We start from the raw sequence: 22,051 nt of genomic DNA, 5'->3' as shown, positions 1-22,051 counted from the left end.
GGCTTAGACGCTGTAGTACAGGTCGTATTCCAGCGGGTGCACGAAGGTGCGCACCTTGATCTCTTCTTCGCTCTTCAGCTCGATGTAGGCATCGATGAAGTCGTCGGAGAACACGCCGCCCTTGGTCAGGAACGCGCGGCCCTTGTCCAGCTCTTCCAGGGCCTCTTTCAGGCTGCCGCAAACCTGCGGGATTTCCTTGGCCTCTTCCGGCGGCAGGTCGTACAGGTTCTTGTCGGCGGCATCGCCGGGGTGGATCTTGTTCTGGATGCCGTCCAGGCCGGCCATCAGCAGGGCGGCGAAGGCCAGGTAGGGGTTGGCCGCCGGGTCCGGGAAGCGCGCTTCGATGCGGCGGGCTTTCGGGCTGTTGACGTACGGGATGCGGATCGAGGCGGAGCGGTTGCGGGCCGAGTAGGCCAGCATGACCGGTGCTTCGAAGCCCGGGACCAGGCGCTTGTAGGAGTTGGTCGACGGGTTGGTGAAGCCGTTCAGGGCCTTACCGTGCTTGATGATGCCGCCGATGAAGTACAGAGCGGTTTCGGACAGGCCGGCATAGCCTTCGCCAGCGAAGGTGTTCTTGCCGTCCTTGCCGATGGACAGGTGCACGTGCATGCCCGAACCGTTGTCGCCGTACAGGGGCTTGGGCATGAAGGTGGCGGTCTTGCCGTAGGCATCGGCCACGTTGTGCACGCAGTACTTGAGGATCTGGACTTCGTCAGCCTTGGCGACCAGGGTGTTGAACTTCACGCCGATCTCGTTCTGGCCGGCAGTCGCCACTTCGTGGTGGTGAACTTCGATGACCAGGCCCATCTCTTCCATGGCGTTGCACATGGCGGTACGGATTTCGTGGTCGTGGTCGACCGGGGCAACCGGGAAGTAGCCGCCCTTGACGCCCGGACGGTGGCCCTTGTTGCCGCCTTCCACGTCCTGGTCGGTCATCCAGGAAGCCTGCTCGGAGTAGATCTTGAACATCGAGCCGGAGATGTCGGACTTGAACTTCACTTCGTCGAAGATGAAGAACTCGGGTTCCGGGCCGACGAACACGGTGTCGCCGATACCGGTGCTCTTCAGGTACTCCTCGGCGCGGCGGGCGATGGCGCGCGGGTCGCGGTCGTAGCCTTGCATGGTGCTCGGCTCGATGATGTCGCAGACCAGGATCAGGGTCGGCTCTTCGGTGAACGGGTCGAGCACGGCGGTGCTGTCGTCCGGCATCAGGATCATGTCGGAGGCTTCGATGCCCTTCCAGCCGGCGATGGAGGAACCGTCGAACATCTTGCCATGCTCGAAGAAATCGTCATCGGCATCGCGGGCGGGCATGGTCACATGCTGCTGCTTGCCTTTGGTATCGGTGAAGCGCAGATCAATCCACTTCACATCGTTATCTTTAATCAGTTGAAGCGACTTCGACATGGTGTCCTCCAGGTGAACGGAAGCAGAATGCTTGCTTCCAAAATAAGGTGAAGCCGGGCCGGAATACTCCGCTTGGGCAACCTGCCTCACAAGGGAGCAAATTGCATGCCACTGCCCCGTAATGGGCAGAAGGGCTAAAACTCAGGCGTAGCGGGGATTGCACGGATATTTTGGTGCACTGTCTGCACGATTTAAGTGCGCCAAGGAAGTGTAGTGCACCAAAATGGTTCGGCTTGGGAGAATGATGCGATTGCTGATTAAACCTTGAGCAATTTCCGCTATAATCCGCGCCCCTGTTTTTCGGCCATCCCGCCGGGCGCTGTCATTCATGAAGCTGATCGTCAAAGTCTTCGCGGAAATCACCATCAAGAGCCGGCCGGTGCGCAAGCATTTCATCCGCCAGTTGTCGAAGAACATCCGCACCGTGCTGCGCGATCTCGACTCGGACCTGGCGGTCGAAGGCGTCTGGGACAACCTCGAGGTGGAAACCGCGGTCACCGAGCCGAAGCTACTGCGCGAGATGATCGAGCGGCTGACCTGCGTGCCCGGCATCGCGCACTTCCTCGAAGTGCACGAGTACCCGCTGGGCGATTTCGACGACATCCTCGCCAAATGCACCGCGCACTTCGCCGACCAGCTGCCCGGCAAGATCTTCGCCGTGCGCTGCAAGCGCGCCGGCAAGCATTCCTTCACCTCCATGGAGGTCGAGCGCTACATCGGTGGCTGCCTGCGCCAACAGTGCGGTGCCGCCGGTATTTCGCTGAAGGCGCCGGAAGTCGAAGTGCGCATGGAGATTCGCGACCAGCGCCTGTTCATCATCCATCACCAGCACGAAGGCCTGGGCGGTTACCCGCTGGGCTCGCTGGAGCAGACCCTGGTGCTGATGTCCGGCGGCTTCGATTCCACCGTGGCCGCCTACCAGATGATGCGCCGCGGGCTGATGACGCATTTCTGCTTCTTCAACCTCGGCGGCCGCGCCCATGAGCTGGGGGTGATGGAAGTCGCCCACTACCTCTGGGAGAAGTTCGGCCGCTCGCAGCGCGTGCTGTTCATCAGCGTGCCGTTCGAGGAAGTGGTCGGCGAGATCCTCGGCAAGGTCGACAACAGCCAGATGGGTGTGGTGCTCAAGCGCATGATGCTGCGTGCCGCCACCCGCATCGCCGAACGCCTGAAACTGGATGCGTTGGTCACCGGCGAGGCGATTTCCCAGGTGTCCAGCCAGACCCTGCCGAATCTCTCGGTGATCGACTCGGCGACCGACATGCTGGTGCTGCGTCCGCTGATCGCCAGCCACAAGCAGGACATCATCGATACCGCTACCCTTATTGGCACCGCCGAGTTCGCCAAGCATATGCCCGAGTACTGCGGGGTGATTTCGGTGAACCCGACCACCCGCGCCAAGCGCCACCGCATCGAGCACGAGGAGTCGCAGTTCGACATGGCGATCCTCGAACGCGCGCTGGAGCGTGCCCGCCAGGTGACTATCGACCGGGTGATCGACGAACTGGGCGAGGACGTGCGGGTCGAGGAAGTGAGCGAGGCCCTGGCGGGCCAGATCGTGCTGGATATTCGCCACCCGGACGCCCAGGAAGACGATCCGCTGGAGTTGCCCGGCGTCGAGGTGCAACCCCTGCCGTTCTACGCGATCAATAGCAAATTCAAGGAACTGGATGCCAATCGCCAGTACTTGTTGTTCTGCGACAAAGGCGTGATGAGTCGCCTGCATGCCCACCACCTGTTGAGTGAGGGACATGCCAATGTACGTGTTTATCGCCCGCATTAAGCGTGCCGGCCTGCTCGGTGGCAGCATTCGCCATCGCCCTCCCGACCTGCTGTAACGGAATCTGCATGAACGACCTGCAGCCTTGCAGCCTGAAGCTTTTCTTTTAAGAGATAGAACCCAGTGATCGAGAATCTCCGCAACATCGCCATCATCGCCCACGTCGACCATGGCAAGACCACCCTCGTCGACAAGCTGCTCAAGCTGTCCGGCACCCTTGACCGCAAGGAAGCCGAAAGCGAACGCGTGATGGATTCCAACGACCAGGAAAAGGAGCGCGGCATTACCATCCTGGCGAAGAACACCGCCATCAAGTGGAACGGCTACAACATCAACATCGTCGACACCCCCGGCCACGCCGACTTCGGTGGCGAGGTGGAGCGCGTGATGTCGATGGTCGACTCGGTGCTGCTGGTGGTCGACGCCCAGGACGGCCCCATGCCGCAGACCCGCTTCGTGACCCAGAAGGCGTTCAAGGCCGGCCTGCGTCCGATCGTGGTGGTGAACAAGATCGACCGCCCCGGCGCGCGTCCGGACTGGGTCATCGACCAGATCTTCGACCTGTTCGACAACCTCGGCGCCACCGACGAGCAGCTGGACTTCCCGATCGTCTACGCCTCGGCCCTGAACGGCATCGCCGGCATGGACCACGAGAAGATGGACGACAACATGGACGCGCTGTTCCAGGCGATCATCGACCACGTGCCGGCGCCGGTCGTCGACGTCGACGGTCCGTTCCAGATGCAGATCTCCCAGCTCGACTACAACAGCTTCCTCGGCGTGATCGGCATCGGCCGCATCACCCGCGGCAAGATCAAGTCCAACACCCCGGTGGTGGCGGTCAGCGACGACGGCAGCCGCCGCAACGGCCGCATCCTGAAGATCATGGGCCACTCCGGCCTGCAGCGCGTCGAAGTCGCCGAGGCCGAAGCCGGCGATATCGTCTGCGTGTCCGGCATGGAAGAGCTGTTCATCTCCGACACCCTGTGCGACCCGCAGAACGTCGAGGCCCTGCCGCCGCTGACCGTCGACCAGCCGACCGTGAGCATGACCTTCCAGGTCAACGACTCGCCGTTCGCCGGCAAGGAAGGCAAGTTCGTCACCAGCCGCAACATCAAGGAGCGCCTCGAGAAGGAGCTGCTGCACAACGTGGCGCTGCGTGTCGAACAGGGCGACAGTCCTGAGAAGTTCAAGGTGTCCGGCCGCGGCGAACTGCACCTGTCGGTACTGATCGAAACCATGCGCCGCGAAGGCTTCGAAATGGCCGTTGGCCGTCCGGAAGTGGTGATCATCGAGAACGAGGCCGGCGAGAAGCAGGAGCCCTACGAGAACGTCACCATCGACATCGAAGAGCAGCACCAGGGCTCGGTGATGGAGCAGATGGGCCTGCGCAAGGGCGATCTCTCCAACATGATCCCCGACGGCAAGGGTCGCGTGCGCCTGGAATACACCATCCCGGCGCGCGGCCTGATCGGCTTCCGCAACAACTTCCTGACCCTGACCTCGGGCACCGGCATCCTGACGTCGACCTTCAGCCACTACGGTCCGATCAAGGCCGGCGAAGTCAGCAACCGCCAGAACGGCGTGTTGGTTTCCATGGCCACCGGCACCGCGCTGACCTACTCGCTGGAAACCCTGCAGAGCCGCGGCAAGCTGTTCCTCGGCCCAGGCGACGAGATCTACGAAGGCCAGCTGGCCGGCATCAACAGCCGTGACAACGACCTGGTGATCAACCCCACCAAGGGCAAGAAGCTCGACAACATGCGCGCTTCCGGCAAGGACGAAGTCATCGCCCTGGTTCCGCCGATCCGCTTCACCCTGGAGCAGGCGCTGGAGTTCATCGCCGACGACGAACTGGTGGAAGTGACGCCGAAGTCGATTCGCCTGCGCAAGAAGCTGCTCAACGAGAACGACCGCAAGCGCTACGAGCGCAGCAAGGTCTAAGCGCTTACCCGCGAAGTGGTGAAATAGGCCCGGCAAGCCACGCTTGCCGGGCTTTTTCATGGCCGCGACAAAGGCCGTCGGGCGGTTTGACGGTTCTGTGATGCACCCCACCTTCGGCCAATTGTCCGGGTCCAATTGGCGGTATCTAATCGCTTCGCTTGAGCAAATTGACAGCACTGCAGGAGGGGCTTTACTCAACAGAAGATTGCCGATGGACGGCAACGACTCCGCTGTCTTGCATTCATTGACTCCCCGCGCCTTGCCGTTCGTGGCGGAGTTCTTTTCCTACCTGCCTATCTTCCACCTGGTTTGGAGAGATCGTCATGCGCATGCGTCATAACGGCAATGTGCTCTGGGGCAGCGTTCTGCTGGCTGCCATCGCTCAGAGCGCCCATGGATTGACCTTTCAAGTCGCCGACCTGGGCAGTCTGGTCAGCAGTTCCTACAGTGTCCCCCATACCCTCAGCGAAAGCGGCCTGGCCACCGGCTACAGCTATGCCGGCACGGCGGCCCATGCCTTCTTCTGGTCACCCAGCACCGGCATGCAGGACCTCGGCGCGCTGGGCAACGGCGCCAGTTACGGCTACGGCGTCAACGACGACGGCACCGTGGTCGGCTACAACAAGATCGGCACCATCGACCGGGCGTTCATCTGGACGTTCGCGGGCGGCATGCAGGATCTCGGTACCCTCGGCGGTAGCGAGAGCCACGCCCGGGAGATCAACAACCTCGGCCAGGTAGTCGGCTACAGCGAAACCGCCGCCGGCCGGTACCGGGCCTACCTGTGGACCGCCAAGGGCGGCATGCAGAACCTCGGCGCGCTCAACGAGCTGGGCAACAGCTATGCCACCGGCATCAACGAAAACGGGCAGGTCACCGGCTTCAGCCTGAGCACCTCCAGCGTGCATGCCTTCCTCTGGCAGCCCGGCAGCGGCATGCAGGACATCGGTAGCCTGGGGGGCGGCAACAGCTACGGCAAGGCGCTCAACAACCTGGGCCAGGTGGTCGGCTACAGCGCCGTTGGCGCGGTCGATCACGCGTTCCTCTGGACGCCCGGCAGCGGCATGCTCGATCTCGGTACCCTCGGCGGCCTCAACAGCTATGCCAAGGGGGTCAACGATGCGGGTGTGGTGGTGGGGCAGAGCGACACCCTGGCCGGACCCCGTGGCTATTTCTGGACGGCGGCGAACGGCATGCTGGACCTCAACCTGCTACTGGTCAACGCCAGCGGCTGGCTGGTCGAGGCGGGCATGAACGTCAACGAGAAGGGCCAGATCCTGGCCATGGCGCGCACACCCAGGGGCAAATACCACGCCGTGCTGCTGGTTCCCAGCGAGCCCTATCCCTGACCCCCGCGGGCCGCGTCAGAATACGATCTTCTGGCCCGGCCCACCGGTCGGGCAGGTGGGGGGGGCCGGCTGAGCTTCTGGCGACGTCGCCTCGTCATCCATCAGCACCTCGACGTAGCAGCCATTGACCAGCGTTGCTTCCATCAACAGGCTCTGTACCGGCAGCAGGTCGCCGCTGAGGATCGGCTGGTTGTCGGTGCCCTGGAACTGGTTGCCGCCGAGCACCAGACTGGTGACGCCCTTGACGCGGATCATCGCCTTGCCGATCTGGCCCAGCTTGTTGTTCACCAGTACCAGGCGGCTCGGTGGCTCGGGTGGGTTGCGCACGCTGATGGCGTATTCCGGGCTGAGGCTGATGCGGTTTTCGGCGATATAGGCCTGGCCGACGTTGACCCCGTCGATACCGCTGGCGCTGCTGTTGGCGATCAGGTTCTTGGCCAGCAGCAGCACATCTTCACCGCCCCCCGGGATATCTCGCAGCAGCACGCCGTTGCGCGTCGAGCCGATCATGTTGTGGGTCAGCGCCAGGTTGCCGCTCTGCTGGCTCACTTCGATGGCGGCCTTGCCGGTGTGCAGGATCACGTTGTGCTCCACCAGGCCCTCGCTCTGCCCGCGCAGGCGAATCCCGCTGTTGTTGCGCACCTGCTCGATGCGGTTGTGGCTGATGCTGACGCGGCTGTCCTGGATGTCCAGCGCATATTGCTGCAGGTTTTGCAGCCGGGAGTTTTCCACCACGGCGAACGCGTGCTGCAGCTCCATGCCGGTGGACAGCTGCTCCACCAGGCTTTCCCGCAGCAGCACCTTGGCCGGGGGCGTCTGGGCCGGTTGCTCGGTGCTGCGGGCGGCGGTCAGGCCGCGGGTCAGGTAGGCGTTGTAGCCGAGCTTGGCAATGTTCGAGCGCTCCACCAGGGTGCTGCTCCCGGCCCAGGCCATGACGAATGGGCGGAACGGATGGTCGCCGTTCTCGGCCTTGTCGCCACTCCAGCTTTCCAGGGTGGCCTGCTTCAGGCTGAGCAGGCCCTGGTTGATCAGCGCGGTGCCCGAGCCGGTATACAGATAGAGCGAGGTGTTCTCCACCAGCAGGGCGCCGCCGGGGGCGATCAGGAGCGGATAGCTGAGCAGGTAGCCATCCTTGTGCTTGCGCAGGATGCGCTGGTCGGCTATCGCCTGGTGCAACTGGGCGAGGGTGATGCTGCCGCCGCTGATGACCAGTGCCCGGGGGTGATGGGCCTGGTAGCGCGCGATGATCTTGAACAGGCCGTTGCGGGCGAAGGGTTCGAACGGCCAGCTGCCGGCCTGCGCCGAGAACAGTGGCTGCAGACCCACCGTGGCACGCCCCGGTGGCGGATCGCTCTGTACGTGCTGGGCGCCAACGTGCTGGCCGGCGCTGGCAAGCAACTGGGCCAGCTGCTCCTGCTGGTCGAGGGTCGACAGGGCATGGATCTGGTGCCGATAGAGCGTCTGCGGCTCGGCGGCCAGGGGCCCGGCCAGCGCCAGGGCGCCGCACAACAGCCAGGCGAGAAGGCCGCTACGCGGGCCGTTTTGCTTGCCGAAGGTATCGCTGTGCTGCGCCATGTGTGCATCTCCCTGCAATCGAGTCATCTCACGCGCGGATAGAGCGGAGCGATCTGTCCGCCGATCTGGCTGTAGTTTTCAACCTTGCCGCGTTGGGTGCTGTAGAGCTTGCGTGCCCAGGCGTGCTGCGGGTAGCTGTTGAGGAAGGGCAGCAGCCAGGACATCTTGTAGGGCGGCACGTCGGCCTGTGGCTGACCCTGCAGCTCCGGCAGGCGACCGGGTTCCAGCGAGATTCGCGCGGCGAAGTTGGCCAGCAGGACCAGCTTGCGCGCTTCTTCGTCGGTCAGCGGCCGGCCGTTGCGCTGGGCGCTTTCGGCCAGCAGCACCAGCGGCACCATGGCGTAGTGGGTGTAGTTGGCCGCCAGTTGGCCGCGTGCCAGCTCCATGGGCAGGTAGCCGTAGTCGCCGTTGGTGGACAGGTTGATCTGCGTCAGGCCGCGCCGCAGGTTGCTGTCGCCCCAGAGCAGGTAGCTGCTGCGGTTGAGCAGCATGCCGGTAGCCGCTACCGCCCAGCCGGCCCAGTAGTCGTGGTTATTGAAGTAGGCGAAGTCCGGGTTCTGCCGCGGCCGGTAGTCCTCGATGACCAGTTGGGCGAGCCGGTCGAGCCAGCCCCGCTGGATGGACGACAATTGCAGGCGGTTGCCGCTCAGCGATTCGACCTTGAGCACGGTGGAGGCGATCGCCGCCAGCGCCCATTTGCGCGTGGCGATACCGGTCTTGCTGGCGTCGCGGCTTTGTATGGCACCGGCCCTGGCCCAGCTTTCCAGCCACTGGTCGAGGCACGCCAGGGCCAGGCTGGCCTGCTCGGGACTGTTCGCATCCTGATAGTAGTCGGCGAACTGCACCAACCTCTTCACGTAGGTGTCCAGATAGCGCTGGACCTTCTTCGACTCCGCCGAGGTGCTGCTGGCCAGTCGCGACTTGCTGATGTCGCTCTGGTCGTACTTGCTGTCCAGTTGCAGGTGCCCGGTATAGGGCTGCATCGGCGTCTTGTGGCAGCTCAGCTCCTGGTAGTTGGCACTCTGGCTGGCCAGCTTGGTGGGATGGTCCGGCCAGATCGAGGTCGCCGAAGCACTGCCGGCGGCCAGCACGCCGAGCAGGAATGCGAGACGCTGCCCAAGGGAGATTACAGGCACAGTTGCACCTCCAGATCGGTAGGGGATTCCAGCGGCTCGCTGGGTTCGAAGAAGACCGAGAGCAGGTTGGCGTCGTGGAACTCGCTGGCGCGGCTCAGCTCCAGGTAGTACTGGCCGCCATCGACCACGGCGTCGCGGCGATACCACACCTTGTCGCGGGCGCCGTTGTCGTAGTAGGTGATGATGTAGAAGTCCTTGACGTTCTTGTCGGCGATCTTGATGTCGAGAAAGCCCTGGCGGGCTCCCAGCTGGTGGCGCTGCGCACCGGCATTGCTGAGGATCTCGACGCGCTGGTCGACCGCCAGTTTCGGTAGCTTCACGCTGTTGGCGAGAACCTTGTCGGCCTTGCCGCAGCCGCCGGCGATGGCCGGCAGCAGTTGCCGGTACATCAAGGGGTCTTCCAGGCGGAAGCTGGCCGGCAGTTCCCAGACGATCATCTTCGGCGGCGCGTCCGGAGAGTAGTTCTCCGACTGCAGGTACTGCAGCAGCGAACCGTCCTGGCCGGCACCGGGCAGGGCGTAGTTGAGGATGTCGACGCTCAGGTACTCCTTGAGGTAACCGTCGAAGTTGTAGTTCTTGGTCTCGTCGTCGCGGTTGGCCGAATTGCTGGTACCCACCAGCACCACCTCCGGGTCGGCGGCCTCCTCGAACAGCGCGTCGGCGCCGGAGTCCGCCGGCAGGGTCTGGAAGCCGCGCACGTACTGGTTGCCGTAGTTGTTGCCGCAGATCTTGCGCATCGCCCGGCTCATGGTGCCGTCCTTGGGCAGCATCACCCCCTCCTCGGTGACGTAGGCCTTCTTCGCCAGGTTGGCGTAGAACGGCTGGCGCAGGACCTCGTCGGCCACCACCCGCGCCGTGACCCGTGCCCCGGTGGGCGTCCAGTGGTGGTCGCGGCGGAAGAAGTAGTCGCTCTGGGGCGGGTTATCCACCAGCGGCAGGATGTCCGGCACGATGGCGCCGCCCGCACGCAGCTGATCGAGAAAGGACGCCAGGTTGCGCCGGGCGGTGACGAAGTCGAAGCCGTAGGCCTTGTCCGGACGCACCTTGTCGCGATGCATGATGCCGCGGGTCGGCTGCACGGCGATGACCACCCGGGTGCCCTTAGCGGCGAAGGCCGCCATCAGCCGGGCGAACTCCGGGCGCATGGCCGGCGGGATGCCGAAGTCGTTGCTCAGGTCCACCTCCGAGCGGAACAACCAGCGATCCGTGCCCGGGGCGATGGTCTTCATCGACTTCATGATGCCTTCGGCATAGCGCTCGGGCTCGTCCAGGGCCGGGCAGATCAGGCACTCGAGGTTGCAGTCTTCCTTGAACCCACCGACGATCGGGCGCGCGTCGGCGCCCGGGGGCTGCGCCTGCACCGCGCCGGCAAGCAGCAGGCCGGCGCCGAGGGCGACGAGGTGGTGGTGCAGAGCGATCTTCATGTCCGCCGGCCTCCCTGTAAGTGTCTTATTCAATGCTGTCCAGGCTGTTGGCCAGGCTGATGGTGCGGTACTGGCCGCCGTCCTCGATCACCATGTAGCTGTAGGAGCGGCCTTTCTTCAGCAACTGCTCGTCGAACTTGGCGATGCTCTGGTCGCCGTCGAAGGCGGCGAAGCCGATCTTCAGCTCGTTCACCTGGCGGGTGCCGGACTGGTAGCCGGCGATGTCCTCGACGATGGCGTGCTTGCCGTCCAGGGTTTTCAGTGCCAGCGGCTTGTCGGTGAGGTTGTAGAAGGCGACCAGGGCTTTCTTCGGGTCTTCGCTGAAGGTCTCGTTGATCGGCTGCAGCTTGCTGCCGTCGTAGACCAGGGTGAGTGCCGAGTTGGCGGCCAGGGTGCTTTCCATGCCGGTCTGGTTGACGGTGATCTTGCGCTCGCCAGGGGCGACGAACAGGTAGGCGCCGAGCTGGCCGCCGCTGACTTTCTGGGCGCGCGACTTGCCGCTGATGGTCAGCTCGGCGGGGGCGGCGCTGAGATTGAGGACGCGCACGTAGGCCGAGTCGGCAGGCGCCTGTGCGCCATACAGGCCGGCGTTGCCGTCGTTCTGGGCGAAGGCGGCGAGGGGGGCGAGCAGCAGGCTGAGCAGTAGGCTTCGGGTAACGTTGAGCATGATCTATCTCCTTGTGGCGGTTAGAAAAACTGGTCCATGGTGTTTGCCCAGCTGTTCGAGCTGGATTTCTGCGAAAGCAGGGTGCGTACCGGGAACTCCCAGATCACGGTCTTGATGCTGTCGTTCTTCAACTGCTCGCCGGCGAGGAAGTTGTCCATGGCGTAGAACGGACCGCGCGCTTCCACGGCGGTGGTCAGCAGGTCGTTCTGCAGGGCCTCCTTGAGAAAGCCGGGGAAGTTCCAGTCGTCGATCTTGGTGTAGCTGGAGCCGACCAGCATGATCGGCTGGTCGGCTTCGCCGAACAGCTGGGAGTCGTCGATCTGCTGATCGGCGCTGACGGTTTCGAACAGCGGAATGCGCGTCGGCTTGAACAGCTCGGGGTTGAGTTGCTTGTTGAACTGCACGTAGTTCATCAGGTCGCCGGCCAGCGCCTTCTCCTGTACGGCGCGCGACAGGTAGCGGCGTTCGCCCTTCAGCTCCGGGTACTGGCGAGCGATTTCCTGGGCGGCGAGACGGGACCCGTAGGGCGTCCAGTGGGTGTCGCGTTCCAGGTAGAGCAATTCCTTGCGCTTGCCTTCGAAAAAGGCGTCGCGCACCGGCGCCACGGCGATCTGCTGTTGCTGGAGGCGGGAGAGGAAATCGCTGTACAGCTCCTGGGCGCGGTGGTCGAAGGGCTTGCTGGCGTATTCGGAGTACACGTCCAGCTTCATCGGCAGCGGCACCATGATCAGCCGCTTGTTGTGCTGGCTCAGGCGCTGGCGGACCTCGGCGATCTTTGCCATGTGCTGGTCGAGCACGGCCTGGTAGGTGTTCGGCACGAGGTATTCCTCATTGGTGAACAGCCAGCCGTCCTTGCCCATCACCACGCCGCTGCTGCCCTCGTTGAACAGCAGGTACTGCACGTTGGCCCATAGCTCGACCGAGGGTTGGCGCAGGATGAAGTTCTTGTCGTAGAACTCTTCGAAATCGCGCAGCAACTCGCCGTCGCTGAGCATCTCGAACGTGGGCTCCTGGGTCTTGCCGAAGCTGATGATCTTCGGCACGGAATACAGCAGCAATGCGGCCAACAGAATGCAGAACCCGATTCCATTGATGCGGCTGGCGGAACTCATCACAGGGAACATGGCGACCTCCTTAGAATTGGAAATACAGGAATGGGGAAAACGAGTTGGCGGCCAGGCGGGTCAGCGATAGACCGAACCCGGCCCACAGCAGCGCAGCGCTGAAGCCGTTGACGTTCTGCATGAAGTAGCCGTCGGCCTTGCCGTTGTCGTAGTAGCGCCGGTTGATCACCCCGGCGATCACCACCCAGGCGATCGCCACCACGGTGAAGGACACCGTCAGGGACGAGGTGCCGAGGAAATACAGGTCCATCGAGCCGAGGCCGTGCAGGCCGAACATGCCGGAGTAGATGCGCAGGGCATGGCTGAGATCGCCGGAGATGAACAGCGGCATGCAGCACACCACCCCGGTGAACGCGATGATGTTGCGCCAGAACTTGTACGGGTCGGTGATCTTGGTGGTCAGCCCGAGCTTGCGCTCGATCACCATGCCGATGGCGAAATACAGCCCGAAACAAATGAAGGCGAAGCTTGCCCCGTGCCAGAAGCCGGACAGCAGCATGGTCAGGAACAGCGCGCCGTTGCCGCTGACCTTGCGGCTGCGCACCAGCGGCAGGTAGACGTAGTCGCGCAGGAAATCGGCCAGGGTCAGGTGCCAGCGTCGCCAGAATTCGGTGAGGCTCTGGCAGAGGAAGGGCTGGTTGAAGTTCTCCGGGAAGCGGAAGCCCATCATCATTCCCAGGCCGATGGCCATGTCGCTGTAGCCGGAGAAGTCGAAGTACAGCTGCACCAGGGAAATGAACACGCCGAACCAGGCGTCGACCATCTCCGGCTGCGCCTCGCCCATCAGCAGGGTGTTCATCGGCGCCAGGGAGTCGGCGATCAGCACCTTCTTGATGAAGCCGAGCATGAAGCGGCAGGCGCCGAGGGAGAACAGCTCCATCGAATGGGTGCGTTGGCGCAACTGCTGGTCCACCAGGCTGTAGCGCAGGATGGGACCGGCGATCAGCTGCGGGAACAACGCGATGTAGGCGGCGAAGTCGACGAAGCGCTGGGTCGGCTCGGCCTGCTTGCGGTAGATGTCGACGATGTAGCTGATCGCCTGGAACACATAGAAGGAGATGCCCAGCGGCAGGATGATGTGTTCCAGGGTAAAGGTGTTGATGCCCAGCGGCTGCAGCACACTGGCGATCACGTCGACGCCGAAGTTCATGTACTTGAAGTAGCCGAGCGCCGCCAGGTCGCCGACCACGCCGATGGTCAGCAGGCGGAAGGCACCGCGCTTGTCGCCCTGTTCCAGGCGGTGCTTGATGCGCGGCCCGAACCAGTAGTTCCAGTAGGAAATGGCGATGAACAGCAGCAAAAAGTCCGGCCGCCACCAGGCATAGAAGGCATAGCTGCCCAACACGATGACATGGGAACGCCAGGATGCCTTGGTCAGGTAGTAGACCAGCAGGAACAGCGGCAGAAACATGCAAAGGAACAGATTCGATGTGAAGACCATGGCTGCACCTTGAGGGTCAGTAGCGCAGGACGGCGCCGAAGGAGAGCTGGTAATCGTCATCCAGCCCGCGCACGGCATCGCCCGCCCAGAAGTAACCTGCGCTGAGCAGGAGGTTGAGATGGACCTGGTCGCCCTGGAACGCAAAGGGGAACATCTTCCAGTAGTAATTCAGGTCCAGGACTTGCCCGACCGACTTGTCCCCGGTAGTGCTCAGTTCCGGGGAAACCCGCAGCGGCAGGCCCTGGTCGGCGTCGCGCAGGTACAGGTCGGAGAGGCGGATATCGAAGTAATGGCGTGGCCGCGGCTGGGTCTCGACGGTGACACCGTAGTACGCCAGGTTGTGCAGGTTGAGCGAGATGAAGGTGCCCAGCAGGCCGGTGTTGTAGGTTTCCTCGTCGATCACCCGGTCGGACTGGATGGCATTGAGGGAAAACCCGTCGTTGGCGTTGGACGGCTTGTCGGTGAGCCCGGCGCGCAGCGCCAGGCGCGGCGTCCAGTCCCAGTCGTCGAAGCGCTTGCCGACCTCGCCGAGCACCGCCCAGCCGCTGCTGTTCTCGCTGCTGGTACCGCCGAGGGCATCGGTCAGCTCGACGCGGCCCCTGAGCGCTGCCAGCTCCAGGCGATAGTCGCTGAACAGCGGCAAAACCGTCAGGTTGTCGCCGTAGAAGAACAGGCCGGCGCGCCCGCCCTTGAAGTCGCTGGGATCATCCGGGTCGTCGCCGGAATGGTCGTTCTCCAGCAGCAGGTGCACGCCGGCCCAGTTGTTGGCACTCCAGCGCACGGCGTATTCGCCCATGCCGTAGGTGATGCCGCGCTCGTTCTGCTCCAGCGCGTTGTCGTCGCTGTTGTAGTGGTAGAACTTCTGGGCGATGGCGACGAAGCCGCGGGCGAAGGTGTCGTCGTAGCTCAGGCGTAGCGACTCGATGCTGTCATCCCACCAGATACCGTAGTGGTCGGAGTACTTCTGCCGGCCCACCGACAGCGAGAAGCGCGGATCGCCGCCGAGCAGGTTGCGGCGCAGGTAGAACTCGCGCAGCTCGGCATTGAAGCCTTTCACCTGCTGGGTCTGTTCTTCCTGCAGCGGCGTCGAGGCCTGGCTCGAGCTGTAGTTGATCCAGGCACGGGTGAAGCCTTGCCAGGTCGACCACTGGCGATCCGGGGCATACCAGGACAGCGAAGGTTCGTAGCGCAGCCCATAGAACTCTTCGTGCTCGGCATCGAGCGTCGAGTTGGCGGGGCCGTAGCCGCCCTGCACCGTCAGCTTGTGGTCGATCTCCAGGGTGCTGGGCGGTGCCGCCGCGTGCAGCGGGCCGGCGGTGCCAGCCGTCAGGCCGAGGCAGAGCAGCGGGAAGGCGATATGACGTGCAGTCTTCATAGCTGGGCCTTGGTCTCTTTGAGAATGTCGTTACGGGCTTGCAAGGCATGGGAGACCGCCTCCGGGCCGATCTCCTTCTCCAGGTCCTTGAGCAGGCGGCGCGCGCCCAGTTCGCCCAGGTCCACCGCGATCTTGGCGTAGGCATAGGCCTTGACCTTGTCGTTGCACATGCCGCGGCCGCTGGCGTAGATGTTGGCGATGCGATAGAAGGCCGAGGCCAGGCCCTGGCTGGCGAGGTGCTGGTAGGCCTCGAGGGCCTTGAGCTGGTCCACTTCGTCCAGCCCGCCCATGCTGTAAAGCTCGCCGAGGTTGAGATAGGCGTTGTCGTAGCCGTCGGCGAGCAGTTCGTCGATCAGTGCCTTGGCCTTGAACGGGTCCAGCGTCCGCCAGGTGCGCACGATGTAGGCCGAGGCACGCAGGGCCTTTGCATGGCGTGGGCGGGTTTCCGCAATGCGGTCGATCAGCGCGAAGACGTCATCGGCGCTGTAGTTGCTGGACATGCTCATCATGTAGCTGGCCTTGCCGACCATCGCGGTCACGGCGCCGCGCTCGATGGCGTTGTCGAGCCACACCACCACGTCCGGGTCGTGCTCGCGAGCGATGCTGCTGAGGTGGTTGCCGATGCTCTGCACCACGTCCAGGGGCAAGTCGTCGATGCGCGGCAGCAAGGTCTTGGCGTGGGCGCTGAACAACTCGTCCTGCTGTTCGCCGAGCAGCCGGTAATAGCGCTCCACTGCTCGCGCCTCGCTGACCATGGCCCGCTCGTACAACGCCTTGGCCTGCTCGGTGCGGCCCTCGGACTCGGCCAGCGCGCCTTCGTAGAGCAGGCCGTGGCACTCCTGCGCGCAGCCGCGCTGGTAGAGCTCGAGCAGCTCCTTGGCCTGGGCGCCGCCGAAGGCATCCGGGTAGGCGAGGAAGACATCCAGCGTGGTGCTCAGCGTCATGAAGTCGCGGGTATGCGGATAGCGTGTCAGGCCCTCGAGCACGAAGCCGCGCAGCGCGTCGTGGCGTTGCGGGTTGCGCTCGGCCAGCGCGGCGAGCGCCGACAGCGCGCTCAGCTCGCCGCGGCCGTTGGCGAAGGCGCTCTTGTACAGCTCGATTGACTCCTCCACCTGCTTGCGGTCGGACGAGCCGGACAGCACTTCCGCCAGCAGCGCCCGCGAAGCGTTGTCGCCCCGCTCGGCGAGGATGCGCAGGTCGTCCTCGACTTCCGCCTGGTTGTCCAGGTAGAGCCGGTACTTCACCTGCGCCAGGCTGGCCGCCAGGCTCGCGGTGGCCGGCACCAGTGCGAGGGCCAGCCCCAGCAGCAGAGGCCGGATGGCATTCGACAGCATGGTTGGCCTCCCTAGAGCAGTCCGCTGAATGGCAGCGCGAGGAACAGGTCAACCGAGACCGGCTGCTGGTAGGTCGACAGCGGCAGCTTCTGCTCCGGCTGGATGGTCAGCACCAGGCTCTGGGTGGCGCTGTCGAGCGCCTGGTTGAGGATGCGGCCGGCGACCGGCTGTTCCATGCCCGGCACGTTGAGCTCCACGCTGTTGACGCGGTTGATGTCCTTGAGCTTGGCGAAGGGCACGCTGGCCTTGACGAAGATGTCCTCGTTGGCCGGGATCAGGTGCACCAGCTCGTCGTACTTGTAGGCGTAGCTGTCCAGGCGCTTGCCGGGGAAGTACACGTAGCAGTCGCACGGGCTGGAGATCACCGTCTCGATCAGGGCGCGGCCGAGCACGGTCTGCAGGTCGTTCGGCGACAGGTTGGACAGCGCTTCGAGATCCGACGGCGTGTTGAAGCTGGCGGTCAGCTGGGTGGACACCGTGGCGATCGGCTCACCCACCGAGACCCGCGGCTTGCTGCGGTCGATCATGTACTTGATGTAGCCGTTCTCCGGCATGCTGATCACGTAGGCGTCGGCACTCACCAGGGCCTGGTTGGCCGGCACGTGGAAGAAGAACAGGTACAGCTTGTAGACCAGCAACCCGGCGATCAGCAGCCCGGCGAACAGGAACAGCAGGCTGCCGCCGGCGGCCTTCAGGCGTTCCGCCGCGCCGCGGGTGGTGTTGCTCTTCTGCTTGCGCTGCTTGATGTAGTTCTCCCGCTGCATCACGTGCAGCAGGCCGTTGACGTCGGCGATCTCCCCCGCCATGTAGGCGCTGATCAGGTAGCGCAGGATGTCGCGCTTCTGGCTGTCCAGTTCGATGAACTGAGCGCCGATCAGCGGGCCGACCTGGTTGACCACCTTGATGCGTGCATCGATGTTCAGCGCCACCTTGCCCAGTTGCAGATGGATCGATACACCAAGCAGGCTGCCGGGCTTCAGCGGCTGGCTGCAGCGCAGGCCGATGCCGCCGAGGGAGATATCCTCGATCTCGCACTCGACCGGCTGGCCGGCGCCGCTGAGGGTCACCCGGGCCGGGATCTTGGTGCGAACGTACTGGCGCTCGTCGATGGCCTCATGGACTACTTCTGCGGCTGCCAGGTTGGAAGTGGCGGTATTCATAACGTTCGCCTCGCGTCTAATGTTGGGAAAGTTCGAGCAACAGGGCCACGGCTCCGAAGAACAGCGTGATCGAGGAAGCCAGCATGGTTTTCGAAGACCAGCGGTTGAGCCTCACGTCGAAGTCGGCACTGCCGTTGCTGAGAGTGGTTTTCTGGCGGGTCCAGCTTTGTTGGTCCATGTGGAAAAGGGCGTAGACCTTCATCAGCGAGCCGAGGATCTGGTTGTAATACAGAGCCAGCGGGTAGATGGGGTCGACGCGGTGCCCGGCGAATAGGTAGAGCAGGGTCACCAGACTGCGGGTGATGAGAATCCAGAACAGGTACACCAGCAGAAACTCGAAGCCGAACAGCAGCGCGGCCACCACCGAGGCGGTGAGGCCGAGCAGACAGGTCCACATGGACACGCGTTGGTCGTACAGCACGTACATGGTGAACAGTCCCAGCTGACGGAAACCGAGCAAACGGGTGGCGCGGAAGTTCTGCCGCAGTGAGTTGCCATACCAGCGGAACATCAGCTGGCGAGTCGCGCGGAAGAAGTTGTCATCCGGCGGATGCTCGACGGTGAGGGTGTTGCTGTCGGGCACGTAGAAGGTGTCCCAGCCGGCGCGCATCAGGCTGAACCAGGATGACTTGTCGTCGCCGGTGAGGAACTGGAAGCGACCGAGGCGCCAGTGCTGCAGGAAGTCGGCCTCGACGTCGCGGATGAACTCGGGGTCGAGCATGACCTCGGCACGGAAGAACGACAGCCGCCCGGTCATGGTCAGCACGCGCTTGGACAGCGCCATCGAGCACATGTTGACGTGGCGCTGGACGAAGCGCAGCGAGTGCCACTCGCGGATCATCTTGCCGCCTTCCACCTCGCAGAATTCGTTGGTGGTGATGCCGCCGACGGTGGGCAGGTAGGCGAAGAACTTCACGGCGTTTTCCACGCAGCCGGGCAACATCATGGTGTCGCCGTCGACCACGCCGACCACCGCATCCTGCGCCGGCATCTGCCGCGACATGGCGCGGAAGGCATGGGCCAGGCCGTCGCGCTTGCCGGTGCCGCGGGCCCGCACGATGACCAGGCGGATGTCGCTGCGGCCCTGGACCTCCTGGCGCATGATCTGCTTGATGAAGTCCTCGTCGCCCTTCTCGACGATGGAGGCGATCACCGTGCAGGGCACCGGCAGCCGCTGCACTTCCTGGAACACCGAGCGGTAGACCTTGAAGGTGGTATGGGTCGGAATGCGGAAGCTGGTGACCACCATGTACAGCTCGGAGGGCAATGCCGCCTCGCCCATGCGCTCCACCGCCTTGCGCATGCGCGGGAACTTCCAGTGCAGGAAGTACATGCCGCGCAGGTAGTGGTTGATGGCGTTGCCGTAACGCCAGGCGCCGAGGATGCCGACCAGGAAGATGAACTTCTTGTGGCTCGGGTCGAGCAGCACCGGGTCCACCAGTTCGGCGAACAGGGCAATCACGCCGAACAGGCAGGTCCAGCCGAAAAAGCGGGCGCAGGCATTGCCCCCGCTCGCAGGGGTCTGCATGGAACTGGCCATCCCTAGCCCCCTTCGGTTACGCGTTGCGCATGGATTCCGAGATCATACGATGCGGCCCCTGTCGCGCAGGGCCGCACCGGAGGGTGGGCAGACATGGTGCCCGCGCCGCGTGGCGGCGGGGTCACGGTGGGAGGGTGCAGGCAGGTGCGCGCCGGAGCGGCTGCCAATCCTTGCCGGGTCATCGACGCCAGGCAGAATGCCCCGCGTCGCCCCATGACATTTGTTCCAGTAATGCCGACTTCCATAGCTACACCCTCGTCCGAAAGGGTTGATCGTGGCGAGATCCAGGCAGCTACAACTTTGAAGAAAGTGCATCCCTACCTGCTCAAGGTGCCCCTTCTTGGGGTCGGTCGGACGCGGGAAAAAGGTCGCGCCTGTCGATGAGCGTTGCGGACTTCAGCGATGCGATTAAGGTCTTTGCAAGCTGCGGGCCAGGCTTCCTAGAAATCTGGTACTTCCCTGCGCCTTAATGTGTTTCTCCGAGCTGCCATTCCCGATGTGTTTGAAATCCCTGCGTAAAGATGGCTCAGCGCCATGACGGAAATTTGACACTTTTTATTTGTTTCGGTTTTTTACTACATAACCTTTTGTTACTGCAATGAAATTTGCTGCAACTGTGAAGCTGTTCTGCGCCTTTTTGGGCCTGGCTCGCCCCGTTGTGCTTCTCGATTGGGCGGCACTGCGTCTATCTCGCGATTGCCAGCCCGAAAGCGTGTTCCGACGGGCGGCAAGCCCCGGCGGGCTGGCCAATGGCCGCCGGGGAGCTTCTAGACCGGAGGCGCCTCCAGGGGTTCCCTTTTTCTCCGGGAGCCGACGAAATGCACGCCGGCCGGTGCGCCTGCATCGGCATCATGCCGGTACCGTGCGCCCGTAGACGTCTTCCAGTCGCTCGATGTCGTCTTCGCCCAGGTAGCTGCCGGACTGCACCTCGATGATTTCCAGCGGGATCTTGCCGGGGTTGGCCAGGCGGTGTACCGAGGCCACGGGGATGTAGGTCGACTGGTTCTCGGTGAGCAGGAAGGTCTTCTCGCCACAGGTCACCTGGGCGGTGCCGGAGACGACGATCCAGTGCTCGGCGCGGTGGTGGTGCATCTGCAGCGACAGGCTGGCGCCGGGCTTCACGGTGATGCGCTTGACCTGGAAGCGGCTGCCCATGTCCACCGAGTCGTAGGCGCCCCAGGGACGGTAGACCTGGCGGTGGGTCAGTGCCTCCGGACGCTCCTCGGCGGACAGTTGGTTGACCAGTTGCTTGACCTGCTGCACCTGGTCCTTGTGCGCCACCAGCAGCGCATCCTGGGTTTCCACCACCACCACGTCGTCCAGACCGATCAGGCTGACCAGTTTGTGGCTGCTGTGCACGAAGCAGTTGCGGCTGTCCTGCAGCACCACGTCGCCCTTGCTCACGTTGCCGGCGGCGTCCTTGGCCTGCACGTCCCACAGCGAGGACCAGGAGCCGATGTCGCTCCAGCCGGCATGCAGCGGCAGCACCCAGGCCTGGCGGGTCTTTTCCATTACCGCATAGTCGATGGAGTTGTCCGGGCAGCAGGCGAAGCTGTCGGCGTCGAGGCGTAAATAGTCGCCGTCGCGCTTGCTGCGTTCGAGGGTCAGTCGGCAGGTGTCGTAGATGTCCGGGTCGTGCTCCTTCAGTTCTTCGAGGAAGCGGCTGGCGCGGAACAGGAACATGCCGCTGTTCCAGAAATAGTCGCCACTCTCGACGAACTCACTGGCGGTGGCCAGGTCCGGTTTCTCGACGAAGCGCTCGACCGTCAGCACGGTTTCCAGTGCGCCGCCACCGAAAGCGCCGCACTTGATGTAGCCATAGCCGGTTTCCGGGCGGTCGGCCGGGACGCCGAACAGCACCAGGGCTCCGCTTTCGGCGGCCTGGCGGGCCTGGCCCAGCGCCTGGCGGAAGGCCTGGCCGTCAGTCAGCAGGTGGTCCGCCGGCAGTACCAGCAGCAATTCGTCGCGGCCGTCGGCGAGCAGTTGCAGAGCGGCGATGGCGATCGCCGGCGCGGTGTTGCGGCCGAAGGGTTCGAGCAGCACGCTCTGGGCCGTGCGCTCGATGGCGGCCAACTGCTCGTCGACGATGAAGCGGTGCTCGCCGTTGCACACCACGATGGGGCTTTCCATGCCGTCCATGTCCAGGCGTTGCAGGGTCTGCTGGAACAGGGTGTGCTCGCCGGCGAGTGCGAGGAATTGCTTCGGATGGGACTTGCGCGATAGCGGCCATAACCGCGAACCGCTGCCGCCCGACAGAATGACTGGAATCATCTTGATCTCTCCTTTGTGCTTGGACTCGGCTAACGGCAGTCAAGGGGCGCCAGCCCGGAGCCTGGGCTACGGGCTGGGCGTCCGGTTCACCAGCAGATGCCCTGCTGGCCGGTTGTGCTGGCGCGCGGCATGAAGCCCACCAGATCGATGATTTCCTTGTCCTGCGGTGCTTGGCGCACCAGTTCCGCGAACTGCGGGTCGTTGTTACCCAGCACGATGACATCGGCGCGCTCGACCACGGCGTCGAAGTCGGAGTCGAGCAGCGAGGATACGTGGGGGATCTTCGATTCGATGTAGTCCTTGTTCGCCCCGTGCATGCGGGCGTACTCGACGTTGCGGTCGAAGATCGACAGGTCGTAGCCCTTGCCGATCAGCATCTCGGCCAGCTCGACCAGCGGGCTTTCGCGCAGGTCGTCGGTGCCGGCCTTGAACGACAGCCCGAGCATGGCGACCTTGCGCTTGTCGTAGCTGGCGATCATGTCGAAGGCCTTTTGCACCTGGTAGGCGTTGCTGCGCATCAGCGC

16 protein-coding genes are annotated in these 22,051 nt (G+C 63.8%); 3 read left to right on the top strand and 13 right to left on the bottom strand.

Annotated elements, in window-relative coordinates; translation table 11 throughout:
* Window positions 1-3 precede the first annotated feature (3 nt).
* Window positions 4-1,407 carry a glutamate--ammonia ligase gene (glnA, locus tag ACWKV7_RS16130; protein ID WP_483858709.1) on the bottom strand — a complete coding sequence of 468 codons (1,404 nt, stop codon included), beginning with the start codon at window positions 1,405-1,407 and terminating at the stop codon, window positions 4-6.
* Between the two features lie 328 nt (window positions 1,408-1,735).
* On the opposite strand from glnA, the gene thiI reads away from it, so the two are divergent.
* The 3 genes from thiI to ACWKV7_RS16115 all read left to right on the top strand — a co-directional run bounded on the left by thiI (window position 1,736) and on the right by ACWKV7_RS16115 (window position 6,480).
* Window positions 1,736-3,190, top strand: coding sequence for a tRNA uracil 4-sulfurtransferase ThiI (gene thiI / locus ACWKV7_RS16125; RefSeq protein WP_483858708.1), 1,455 nt, complete (start codon window positions 1,736-1,738; stop codon window positions 3,188-3,190).
* 120 nt (window positions 3,191-3,310) lie between these two features.
* Window positions 3,311-5,131 carry a translational GTPase TypA gene (gene typA / locus ACWKV7_RS16120; protein WP_483858707.1) on the top strand — a complete coding sequence of 607 codons (1,821 nt, stop codon included), beginning with the start codon at window positions 3,311-3,313 and terminating at the stop codon, window positions 5,129-5,131.
* Window positions 5,132-5,454: 323 nt separating this feature from the next.
* Complete coding sequence (locus tag ACWKV7_RS16115; RefSeq protein ID WP_483858706.1) at window positions 5,455-6,480, top strand: hypothetical protein; 1,026 nt, start codon at window positions 5,455-5,457, stop codon at window positions 6,478-6,480.
* Between the two features lie 15 nt (window positions 6,481-6,495).
* On the opposite strand, the gene ACWKV7_RS16110 is transcribed toward ACWKV7_RS16115, so the two are convergent.
* From ACWKV7_RS16110 to ACWKV7_RS16055, 12 genes are all read right to left on the bottom strand, one after another.
* A complete protein-coding gene (locus ACWKV7_RS16110; protein ID WP_483858705.1) occupies window positions 6,496-8,055 on the bottom strand; it encodes a right-handed parallel beta-helix repeat-containing protein in 1,560 nt (519 codons plus the stop codon).
* A gap of 23 nt (window positions 8,056-8,078) precedes the next feature.
* Window positions 8,079-9,191 (bottom strand): polysaccharide lyase, encoded by a 1,113-nt coding sequence (locus ACWKV7_RS16105; RefSeq protein ID WP_483858704.1) that lies wholly within the window; start codon window positions 9,189-9,191, stop codon window positions 8,079-8,081.
* Window positions 9,182-10,615 carry an alginate O-acetyltransferase AlgX-related protein gene (locus ACWKV7_RS16100; protein WP_483858703.1) on the bottom strand — a complete coding sequence of 478 codons (1,434 nt, stop codon included), beginning with the start codon at window positions 10,613-10,615 and terminating at the stop codon, window positions 9,182-9,184. The genes ACWKV7_RS16105 and ACWKV7_RS16100 overlap by 10 nt, the downstream gene beginning before the upstream one ends.
* Before the next feature lie 25 nt (window positions 10,616-10,640).
* Window positions 10,641-11,282, bottom strand: coding sequence for an alginate O-acetyltransferase AlgF (locus ACWKV7_RS16095; protein ID WP_483858702.1), 642 nt, complete (start codon window positions 11,280-11,282; stop codon window positions 10,641-10,643).
* A 20-nt stretch (window positions 11,283-11,302) separates the two neighbouring features.
* Window positions 11,303-12,406: an alginate O-acetyltransferase gene (locus tag ACWKV7_RS16090; protein WP_483858701.1), complete on the bottom strand. Its 1,104-nt coding sequence runs from the start codon at window positions 12,404-12,406 to the stop codon at window positions 11,303-11,305.
* Between the two features lie 10 nt (window positions 12,407-12,416).
* The gene (locus ACWKV7_RS16085; protein ID WP_483858700.1) at window positions 12,417-13,847 is read right to left on the bottom strand and encodes an MBOAT family O-acyltransferase; all 1,431 of its coding nucleotides are present in this window, start codon (window positions 13,845-13,847) and stop codon (window positions 12,417-12,419) included.
* Window positions 13,848-13,863: 16 nt separating this feature from the next.
* The gene (locus tag ACWKV7_RS16080) at window positions 13,864-15,222 is read right to left on the bottom strand and encodes an alginate export family protein (protein WP_483858699.1); all 1,359 of its coding nucleotides are present in this window, start codon (window positions 15,220-15,222) and stop codon (window positions 13,864-13,866) included.
* Window positions 15,219-16,556, bottom strand: a complete 1,338-nt coding sequence (locus ACWKV7_RS16075) for a tetratricopeptide repeat protein (protein WP_483858698.1) — start codon at window positions 16,554-16,556, stop codon at window positions 15,219-15,221. Before ACWKV7_RS16075 ends, ACWKV7_RS16080 begins: the two co-directional genes overlap by 4 nt.
* A gap of 11 nt (window positions 16,557-16,567) precedes the next feature.
* A complete protein-coding gene (locus ACWKV7_RS16070) occupies window positions 16,568-17,716 on the bottom strand; it encodes a PilZ domain-containing protein (RefSeq protein ID WP_483858697.1) in 1,149 nt (382 codons plus the stop codon).
* A gap of 16 nt (window positions 17,717-17,732) precedes the next feature.
* Window positions 17,733-19,244 carry a glycosyltransferase gene (locus ACWKV7_RS16065; RefSeq protein ID WP_483858696.1) on the bottom strand — a complete coding sequence of 504 codons (1,512 nt, stop codon included), beginning with the start codon at window positions 19,242-19,244 and terminating at the stop codon, window positions 17,733-17,735.
* A gap of 861 nt (window positions 19,245-20,105) precedes the next feature.
* Window positions 20,106-21,527, bottom strand: a complete 1,422-nt coding sequence (locus tag ACWKV7_RS16060) for a mannose-1-phosphate guanylyltransferase/mannose-6-phosphate isomerase (RefSeq protein WP_483858695.1) — start codon at window positions 21,525-21,527, stop codon at window positions 20,106-20,108.
* 86 nt (window positions 21,528-21,613) lie between these two features.
* Window positions 21,614-22,051 (bottom strand): UDP binding domain-containing protein (locus ACWKV7_RS16055; RefSeq protein WP_483858694.1); only part of this gene is annotated, 438 nt, incomplete at its 5' end.

Source organism: Zestomonas ipomoeae (genome assembly GCF_057128665.1).
This window is presented reverse-complemented; position numbering and strand designations above follow the sequence as displayed.

Bases quoted from the DNA above. Each gene is read 5' to 3' on its own strand.
- ACWKV7_RS16100 (WP_483858703.1), bottom strand. From the start codon at position 10,615: ATGAAGATCGCTCTGCACCACCACCTCGTCGCCCTCGGCGCCGGCCTG.
- ACWKV7_RS16065 (WP_483858696.1), bottom strand. From the start codon at position 19,244: ATGCAGACCCCTGCGAGCGGGGGCAATGCCTGCGCCCGCTTTTTCGGC.
- ACWKV7_RS16080 (WP_483858699.1), bottom strand. From the start codon at position 15,222: ATGAAGACTGCACGTCATATCGCCTTCCCGCTGCTCTGCCTCGGCCTG.
- ACWKV7_RS16060 (WP_483858695.1), bottom strand. From the start codon at position 21,527: ATGATTCCAGTCATTCTGTCGGGCGGCAGCGGTTCGCGGTTATGGCCG.
- ACWKV7_RS16090 (WP_483858701.1), bottom strand. From the start codon at position 12,406: ATGTTCCCTGTGATGAGTTCCGCCAGCCGCATCAATGGAATCGGGTTC.
- ACWKV7_RS16070 (WP_483858697.1), bottom strand. From the start codon at position 17,716: ATGAATACCGCCACTTCCAACCTGGCAGCCGCAGAAGTAGTCCATGAG.
- thiI (WP_483858708.1), top strand. From the start codon at position 1,736: ATGAAGCTGATCGTCAAAGTCTTCGCGGAAATCACCATCAAGAGCCGG.
- ACWKV7_RS16110 (WP_483858705.1), bottom strand. From the start codon at position 8,055: ATGGCGCAGCACAGCGATACCTTCGGCAAGCAAAACGGCCCGCGTAGC.
- glnA (WP_483858709.1), bottom strand. From the start codon at position 1,407: ATGTCGAAGTCGCTTCAACTGATTAAAGATAACGATGTGAAGTGGATT.
- ACWKV7_RS16075 (WP_483858698.1), bottom strand. From the start codon at position 16,556: ATGCTGTCGAATGCCATCCGGCCTCTGCTGCTGGGGCTGGCCCTCGCA.
- ACWKV7_RS16115 (WP_483858706.1), top strand. From the start codon at position 5,455: ATGCGCATGCGTCATAACGGCAATGTGCTCTGGGGCAGCGTTCTGCTG.
- ACWKV7_RS16085 (WP_483858700.1), bottom strand. From the start codon at position 13,847: ATGGTCTTCACATCGAATCTGTTCCTTTGCATGTTTCTGCCGCTGTTC.
- ACWKV7_RS16095 (WP_483858702.1), bottom strand. From the start codon at position 11,282: ATGCTCAACGTTACCCGAAGCCTACTGCTCAGCCTGCTGCTCGCCCCC.